This window comes from Streptomyces sp. NPDC054841, assembly GCF_053611045.1.
Window position 1 is genome coordinate 1 of record NZ_JBSGZO010000412.1, and the last position, 7,835, is coordinate 7,835.

The 7,835-nt window shown below is 71.1% G+C and carries 6 protein-coding genes; 3 read left to right on the forward strand and 3 right to left on the reverse strand.

Features of this window, described 5'->3' with window-relative positions; all coding sequences use genetic code 11:
* Positions 1 to 310 precede the first annotated feature (310 nt).
* Complete coding sequence (locus tag ACWGI8_RS34925; RefSeq protein WP_453667179.1) at positions 311 to 1,483, reverse strand: acyl-CoA dehydrogenase family protein; 1,173 nt, start codon at positions 1,481 to 1,483, stop codon at positions 311 to 313.
* A 338-nt stretch (positions 1,484 to 1,821) separates the two neighbouring features.
* Between ACWGI8_RS34925 and ACWGI8_RS34930 the strand changes: the two genes are divergently transcribed.
* Positions 1,822 to 3,084, forward strand: a complete 1,263-nt coding sequence (locus tag ACWGI8_RS34930) for a glycoside hydrolase family 18 protein (RefSeq protein WP_453667181.1) — start codon at positions 1,822 to 1,824, stop codon at positions 3,082 to 3,084.
* Positions 3,085 to 3,175: 91 nt separating this feature from the next.
* On the opposite strand, the gene ACWGI8_RS34935 is transcribed toward ACWGI8_RS34930, so the two are convergent.
* The gene (locus ACWGI8_RS34935) at positions 3,176 to 3,316 is read right to left on the reverse strand and encodes an SCO1431 family membrane protein (RefSeq protein WP_453667182.1); all 141 of its coding nucleotides are present in this window, start codon (positions 3,314 to 3,316) and stop codon (positions 3,176 to 3,178) included.
* Between the two features lie 122 nt (positions 3,317 to 3,438).
* Positions 3,439 to 4,794 (reverse strand): peptidase C39 family protein, encoded by a 1,356-nt coding sequence (locus tag ACWGI8_RS34940; protein ID WP_453667183.1) that lies wholly within the window; start codon positions 4,792 to 4,794, stop codon positions 3,439 to 3,441.
* 171 nt (positions 4,795 to 4,965) lie between these two features.
* Here ACWGI8_RS34940 and ACWGI8_RS34945 point away from each other — a divergent pair, with 171 nt between their 5' ends.
* Both ACWGI8_RS34945 and ACWGI8_RS34950 read left to right on the forward strand, forming a co-directional pair.
* The gene (locus ACWGI8_RS34945; RefSeq protein WP_453667184.1) at positions 4,966 to 5,604 is read left to right on the forward strand and encodes a uridine kinase family protein; all 639 of its coding nucleotides are present in this window, start codon (positions 4,966 to 4,968) and stop codon (positions 5,602 to 5,604) included.
* Positions 5,605 to 5,986: 382 nt separating this feature from the next.
* A partial coding sequence (locus ACWGI8_RS34950) for an AAA family ATPase (protein ID WP_453667186.1) occupies positions 5,987 to 7,835 on the forward strand: 1,849 nt, incomplete at its 3' end.

Sequence of the window (7,835 nt, forward strand, 5' to 3'; positions counted from 1 at the left end):
GGTCCGGCCCGTCTCCGGCGCATCGATGGGTACAGCGCGAACAGGGGCCCGAATTGGACCGGCGGTGACCCCGCGCGGCCGACGGGCGTTTGGACGGGCATGACCCCGCAGTACCCCCCGGGCGGCTCGAGCCGCCGCCGGCTGACGCCGCCACGCCACGAAGAATCGGTTCCCCATTCGGCCGATCCGCCCATCTACCGCGACCTGCTGCGCCGCTGGGCGAGCGCGGGACGCACCCTGCCGGGCCGCCGTGACCAGGAGTGGAACAGACTCACGGCGGCGCCGGTGTGGACCGGGCGGACCGGCTGGGTCAGCGGGACTCTGGCCCAGCGAGGTGACGGGCGATGACCATGCGCTGGATCTGGTTGGTGCCCTCGACGATCTGCAGCACCTTCGCCTCGCGCATCAGCCGCTCGACCGGGAAGTCCGCCGTGTAGCCGTACCCGCCCAGGACCTGCACGGCGTCCGTCGTCACCCGCATCGCGGCGTCCGTGCAGAACAGCTTCGCCATGGCCGCCTGCTGGGAGAACGGCCTGCCCGCGTCCCGCAGCCGCGCGGCAGCCAGATACAGCGCACGGCCCGCTTCGATCTTCGTCGCCATGTCGGCGAGCATGAAGCGCAGACCCTGGAAGTCCGCGATGGGGTGACCGAACTGCTGCCTGGTCGTGGCGTACGCGAGGGCCTCGTCGAACGCGGCCTGGGCGACGCCGATGGCGCATGCGGCGATGCCGAGTCGCCCCGAGTCCAGTGCCGACAGCGCGATCGCGAAGCCCTGCCCCTCGTCCCCGATCCGGCGGGAGTCCGGGACGCGTACGCCGTCGAAGTTCAGCTGGGCGGTGGGCGAGCCCTTCATGCCCATCTTCTTCTCGGGTGCGGCGGCGCTCAGCCCCTCGGCGTCACCCGGCACCAGGAAGGCCGTGATGCCACGGGCGCCTTCCCCGCCGGAGCGGGCGAGCACGGTGTAGAAGTCGGCGACCCCGCCATGCGTGATCCAGGCCTTGGTGCCGGTGATCACCCAGTCGTCGCCGTCGCGCACGGCCTTCGTACGAAGCGAGGCGGCGTCCGAGCCGGAGGACGGCTCGGACAGGCAGTACGCGCCGAGGAGCCCGCCGCCCAGCATCGCCGGCAGGTGCGCGGCCTGCTGCTCCTTGGTGCCGTAGTTGGCCAGGGCATGGCAGGCGAGGGAGTGCACGCTGACGCCGAGTCCCACGGTGAGGCGGGCCGCGGCCAGCTCTTCGAGCACCTGCAGATAGACCTCGTACGGCTGGTCCCCGCCGCCGTACTCGGAGTCGTAGGGGAGGCCGAGCAGACCTGACTCGGAGAGCAGCGAGAACGTCCCGCGCGGAAAATGACCCGCGTCCTCCTCCTCGGCCGCGCGGGGCGCGATCTCCCGCTGGACGATCTCACGGACCAGGGTGATGAGATCCCTGGATTCCTCGGTGGGCAGTGTGCGGTCCACCGGCTGCGGAGCACGGTCGGGCATAGCGGCGCTTTCCTCCCTGTCGGGCGCTGCGGCGGTCGCGCGCGAAGGGTTGGGCAGCGCCGCCGGATGTCACCTGATGCGCCGATGCTGCCCTCCCGGATCACGGAAGCGGCTGACCAGCGGCTGTGGCGGGTTGAGTATGCCCGATCGGCGGTCGTCCGTCACGGGGTGGAATCTCCCCCTCCGGATCCCTTGGGCAATCCCCGGAATTGGTCCGAACCATTGACCCACTGGTCTAGTCCTTCTATTGTTGCCTGCCAGCACATGACCCGTTCATGTCATATTCGACCTGCAGTACCTCCCCACTCGCGCTCCCTCCCCCCACACGAGGAGACACGATGTTCGGATCCCCTCCCCCACGCGCCCGCTTCCGGGCACTGATCGCCGCCGTCTGTACGGCCGTCCTCGGCGCGGGCCTGCTCGCCGGCGCGGAGATGGCCACCGCGACCGCCCCGGCCGGGCCGTCCGCCGCCCCCGCGACCGCCGTCGCGCCCAAGGCCGGCTCCAAGGTGGTCGGCTACTTCACCAACTGGGGCGTCTACGGACGCAATTACCACGTCAAGAACATCGAGACGTCCGGCTCCGCGAACAAGCTCACCCACATCAACTACGCATTCGGCAATGTCACGGGCGGCAAGTGCGTGATCGGTGACGCGTACGCCGACCACGACAAGGCGTACACCGCCGACCAGAGCGTCGACGGCAAGGCCGACACCTGGGACCAGCCGCTGCGCGGCAGCTTCAACCAGCTGCGCAAGCTGAAGAAGCTGCACCCGAACCTGAAGGTCATCTGGTCGTTCGGCGGCTGGACCTGGTCCGGGGGCTTCACCGAGGCGGCGAAGAACCCGGCGGCCTTCGCCCAGTCCTGCTACAGCCTGGTCGAGGACCCGCGCTGGGCCGACGTCTTCGACGGCATCGACATCGACTGGGAGTACCCCAACGCCTGCGGTCTGTCCTGCGACACCAGCGGCCGGGACGCCTTCAAGAAGCTGATGTCGGCGCTGCGCGCGAAGTTCGGCCCGTCGAACCTCGTCACCGCCGCCATCACCGCGGACGCGAGCAGCGGTGGGAAGATCGACGCCACGGACTACGCCGGCGCGGCGCAGTACGTCGACTGGTACAACCCGATGACGTACGACTTCTTCGGCGCCTGGGCCGCCCAGGGCCCGACCGCGCCGCACTCCCCGCTCACGTCGTACCCGGGCATCCCGCAGCAGGGCTTCAACTCCGACGCGGCGATCAAGAAGCTCAAGGGCCTCGGGATCCCCTCCTCGAAGCTGCTGCTCGGCATCGGCTTCTACGGGCGCGGCTGGACCGGCGTGACGCAGAAGGCACCGGGCGGCACGGCGACCGGGCCGGCCCCCGGCACGTACGAGCAGGGCATCGACGACTACAAGGTGCTCAAGACCAAGTGCCCGGCCAACGGGACGGTCGCGGGGACCGCGTACGCGCACTGCGGCACACAGTGGTGGAGCTACGACACTCCCGCCACGATCGCCGGGAAGATGACGTACAAGAACCAGCAGGGCCTGGGAGGCACGTTCTTCTGGGAGCTGAGCGGTGACACGACGAACGGGGAGCTGATCAAGTCGATCAGCTGATCCGGGAACACCGGGACCGAAGGGGGCGGGGGCCGGCCGGCTCGCCGCCCCCTCTGTCACAGCAGTCCGGTCCGTCAGGCAGTCAGGCCTGTCACAGCAGTCCGGCCTGGGTGACGAGCATCGCGAAGACGACCACGAGGGTCCAGCCCAGGATGTGTTCGAGGATCTTGGGGCCGTCGTCCTTGGGGCCTCCGGTGCGGGCCCGGGTGGCGGTGGCGGTGGTCGCGGTCATGGCTGCTCGCTCGGTCGTCGTGGTCGCGGACGTCCCCCCGCTGGCATACCGGTCCACAGTGCCAGGCGCTCGGCCCGCGGGCAGTGACACCCGTCACCGCCCGCGGGCGCGGAGCGCGTGTGTCAGTGGATGCCGAGGGCGGCGAGAGCCTTGCGCTGGGCGGCTGTCGGGTGCTCCGGCCAGTACAGGTAGCACACGCCCCCTGTGCCGGACACCACTTTCCCGCTCGCGTTGTACCGCTTCGTCCGCAGCCAGATCCTCTCCCACTCCGCCCGCCGGTAGACCCGGCGGACGGCCGCGTTGCTCGGCGACGCCGGATCGTTGGCGATCACATCGCCGTCGGCGGTGAACCCGATCACGGTCATCAGATGCCCCGAGGTCCCGTAGCCGGCGCCGGTCAGCTCCTCCTTGAGGAACGACTGCGACGTTATGGCCGGAATCCCGGCCTGTACGAGCGTCTCCAGGTCGCCGAGCGACTCCAGCCGGGTCACGACGGCGTTCATGTCCTGGTACGTGGCCGCGTACGCCGCGTTGAAGGGCCAGTTGCCGCAGCCGTCGTACTGGTAGTCGAACGTGCTCCGGGCCGCGTGGCAGATCTGCGGGTCGGCGAAGGAGGGATCCACCCAGGAGAGATCCTCGGCCGTGGGCCTCCTCCCCCAGTACTCGATGATCATCTGCGAGGAGGTGGGACTGCACCAGGCCTCGCCGCCGTTGTCGTACTCGGGGTACTGACCGACGTGGGTGTTCTGCGAGTAGCGCGGCACCGCCAGCTCGTGGGCGGACCGTGGCGCGGAGGCGGGCACGGTGAAACGGTCGGGGATGTCGGAGGCCATGGCTCCCACCCGCCAGACGGTGGGGGTGAGATCCGTGCCGGGCGTGCGGTGGAGCGTGAGGCGCAGCCGGTAGGAGGCCAGCCGCAGCCCGCTCGCCGGATCGTCGACGGAGAAGGTGTCGGTCCAGATGGTGCTCCTGCCGTCGGTCTGGTCGTCGACGGAGGTGCGCCGGATGTCGCCGTCGCCCGCCGCCCAGCGGCCCATGACGAACCACGGGGTCCTGGTGCCGTCCGAGTACGTGCCGGAGAGCTCGGTCTGCAGCCACGTGCCGGGTGGGGTGCGGGCGTTCCAGGAGGCGATCACCTCGGTGGCGGGGACACCGGCGTGGTGCTCGGGCGAGGTCCAGGTCGCGTACTCCCAGGCTTTCGTCGTGCCGGTGTGCGGATCGGGGTACTCGGTGCGCCCGGCGGGTGCGGCGATCTCCAGGCCCGGCCGGCGGCCGGGAACTGCGCGGGTGCCGGCCTGTTCGCCGCCGCGCCAGTCGGTGTGAGACGTCCAGAAGCGGTTGTCGACGAGCGGGCCCGGCAGGGCGGAGGGTGCCGGAGCGCCGGCGGCAGCGGGCGCGGCGGAGGTGAGCGCGGTCCCGCCGGCCGCGGCGGCCAGGGCGGCGGTCAGTACGGCTCTGCGTGAAGCAGGTCTGGGCATGGGACCTCCGGGACGTCTCGGGGGGCGAGAGGTGGGGCAACTATCCCGGGTCGTGCGCGCCTTCTGCCAGCGATTCGCATCGTGCCGCTCCACCAATATTGGTCTCGACCAGTGGAGTGACCTGCGGCGGCCCGCGATCGCCGGCCGACGTGGCCCCTTAGGGTGGCCCCTATGAGCCCCCTCGTCCCCCTCGACAGCGCCGCCGCCGGACTGCGCGGCCTGGCGCCGTCCTGCGGCCCGGTCCGGCTGATCGCGGTCGACGGTCACGCGGGCTCCGGAAAGAGCACGTTCGCCGCACTGCTCGCCGGGGCGCTCGGCGGCGCGCCCGTACTCCGCCTCGACGATCTGGCCACGCACGACGAACTCTTCGAGTGGACCGGCCGGCTGCTCGACCAGGTGATCGGCCCGCTGTCCCGCGGCGACAGCGGGCTCTACGAACCGTACGACTGGCATCTGCGCCGCTTCGGGACCCCCCGTACGCTGCCCGCCGCACCGGTCGTCCTGATCGAGGGGGTCGGCGCCGGCCGCCGGGCCCTGCGCCCCCATCTCGCCCGCCTCCTCTGGATGGACCGGGGCCCGCGCGAGTCCTGGATCCGCGGGCGCCACCGCGACGGGTCGGCGCTCTCCGGATTCTGGGACGGCTGGACCGTGGCGGAGACTCGCCATTTCGCCGAGGACCCGTCGCGGCCGTACGCCGACACGCTGGTACGTGAGTTTCCCGAGGGATACGAGTGGCTTCCGGGGCCCCACGTGACAGCGGGAGCGAACCACTTCCTCACGGAACGTGACCAGCTCTCCCCTCCGTACTGAGCAGTCGGGAATCCACCCCGCCGAGTGCCCCAACTCGGCTTGACCGAGGGGCCATACAGGTCTTACGTTCTCAATGTGCGGCTTTCCGGAGCTGCCGAGACGCGAGGCCCCCGGTTGTTCCCCCGTGATCGGGGGCTTCGTTCTGTCCTCATCGCGCTTCCTCAGCGCTTTTCCCGCACCCCTCGCTCACCCAGGGTCACCGTCCGCGGGGCGCTCGCACCGGCCTCGCGCCGCCCTCGCGCCACCCTTAATCACCCGCCCCCTGCGCAGGTACGATGCACCTCGGTGCGGTCAATTCCCGTCCGCGAGAAGGTGGTTCAGCACGCTCCGACGGGCGCCCGCCCGGCGGGAGGGCACGGGGGCACGGTATGTGGGGGACCCGATGGACATCGGCACGCAGGGCGCGCTGGCCCCGGCCGACCTCGCCTGGGTGCGCGGCGTGGACGCCTACACCATGGGCGCGTATCCGCAGGCGGAAGAGGAATTCAGGACCGCGGTGCAGCTCGACCCCGCGATGGCGGACGGCTGGCTCGGTCTGCACGCGCTGCGCGTCGACACCACCACCGCCCTGCTGCGGATGTTCCGCAGCCGGGAGCGCTTCGGCGAGCAGCGGGCCCGCCACCGGCGCACGCTGAACTCCTGGTACTGGCTGGGCTGGTGGGTCCAGCCGGTGCTGGAGAGCCCGCGCGACCTGTTGCTCGCGCACGCCTCGCACTGGCTCGACGGCCGCCATGTGCCCGAGCTCGACCGGGCGCTCGCCGGTCTGCCGCCCGTCGACGCCGACCCTCAGGTGCGGTTCCTGCACGCCTGCCGGGCGTATCTGGTCAAGGACTGGGATCAGCTCGTCCGGCACACCGAGCCGCTCGTCAATGATCCGCTGCTCGGGATCGAGGCCGGGCTGTTCGGCGGCATGGCGCGGGTCCGGCTGGAGATGTACGGGCAGGCCGAGCCGCTGCTGTCCACCGCGCTGATGCGCTGTCGCAGCGAGCAGCCGCAGCGCAAGGAGCTGCGGTACTGGCTGGCGCGCGCCCATGAGGGCACGGGGCGCAGCGCGGCCGCGCTGCCGCTGTACCGGGCGGTGCACCGGGTCGATCCGGCCTTCATGGACACCTCCGCGCGCCTCGCGGCGATCGCCGAGTACGACGGGATCGACGGCACCGACGAGTCGGTCGGTGTGGCATCGGTGTCGCTGGCGGGCGCGGGTTTCGGGCAGGAAGCGGTGGACGCCCAGTCGGCCGAGACGGAGCCTCCGCCAGTGCCCGAGCCGCGGCTCGGCAAAGACCCGCAGACCCAGCTCGGCGGCGCGGTCCCGGCCGGACCGCCGGACGGCGTACGGGAGAAGACGGCCCTCCCGACCCAGCCGGCACCCGCGCAGTTCCCGTCCGGCGCGACGGATCCGGTGCTGCTCGCCGATGCGCTCGCGGAACTGGAGCGGATGGTGGGCCTGGAGCCGGTGAAGCGGCAGGTGAAGGCACTCTCCGCGCAGCTGAACATGGCCCGGCTGCGGGCCGGGCAGGGTCTGCCGGTACAGCCTCCGAAACGCCACTTCGTCTTCTCCGGCCCCTCCGGCACGGGCAAGACCACCGTGGCCCGGATCCTCGGCCGGGTCTTCTACGCGCTCGGGCTGCTCGGCGGGGACCATCTCGTGGAGGCGCAGCGGTCCGATCTGGTCGGTGAGTTCCTCGGCCAGACCGCCGTGAAGGCGAATGAACTGATCGACTCCGCCCTCGGCGGGGTGCTGTTCGTGGACGAGGCGTACTCCCTCTCCAACTCCGGCTACAGCAAGGGCGACGCCTACGGCGACGAGGCGCTGCAGGTGCTGCTGAAGCGCGCCGAGGACAACCGCGACCATCTGGTCGTCATCCTCGCGGGCTATCCCGAGGGCATGGACCGGCTCCTCGCCGCCAACCCCGGGCTGTCCTCCCGCTTCACCACCCGGGTGGACTTCCCGTCGTACCGCCCGCTGGAACTGACCGCCATCGGGGAGGTGCTCGCCGCGGGCAACGGCGACCTGTGGGACGAGGAGGCGCTGGACGAGCTGCGGTCGATCAGCGGACATGTGGTCGACCAGGGCTGGATCGACGAGCTGGGCAACGGGCGGTTTCTGCGCACGCTGTACGAGAAGAGCTGCGCGTACCGGGATCTGAGGCTGTCGGGGTACGCCGGCACTCCGACCCGCGAGGATCTGGCGACGCTGCGGCTCGCCGACCTGATGCAGGCGTACGGGGAGG

Coding starts and splice junctions, on each gene's coding strand:
- ACWGI8_RS34925 (WP_453667179.1), bottom strand. CDS start 1,483: ATGCCCGACCGTGCTCCGCAGCCGGTGGACCGCACACTGCCCACCGAG.
- ACWGI8_RS34930 (WP_453667181.1), top strand. CDS start 1,822: ATGTTCGGATCCCCTCCCCCACGCGCCCGCTTCCGGGCACTGATCGCC.
- ACWGI8_RS34935 (WP_453667182.1), bottom strand. CDS start 3,316: ATGACCGCGACCACCGCCACCGCCACCCGGGCCCGCACCGGAGGCCCC.
- ACWGI8_RS34940 (WP_453667183.1), bottom strand. CDS start 4,794: ATGCCCAGACCTGCTTCACGCAGAGCCGTACTGACCGCCGCCCTGGCC.
- ACWGI8_RS34945 (WP_453667184.1), top strand. CDS start 4,966: ATGAGCCCCCTCGTCCCCCTCGACAGCGCCGCCGCCGGACTGCGCGGC.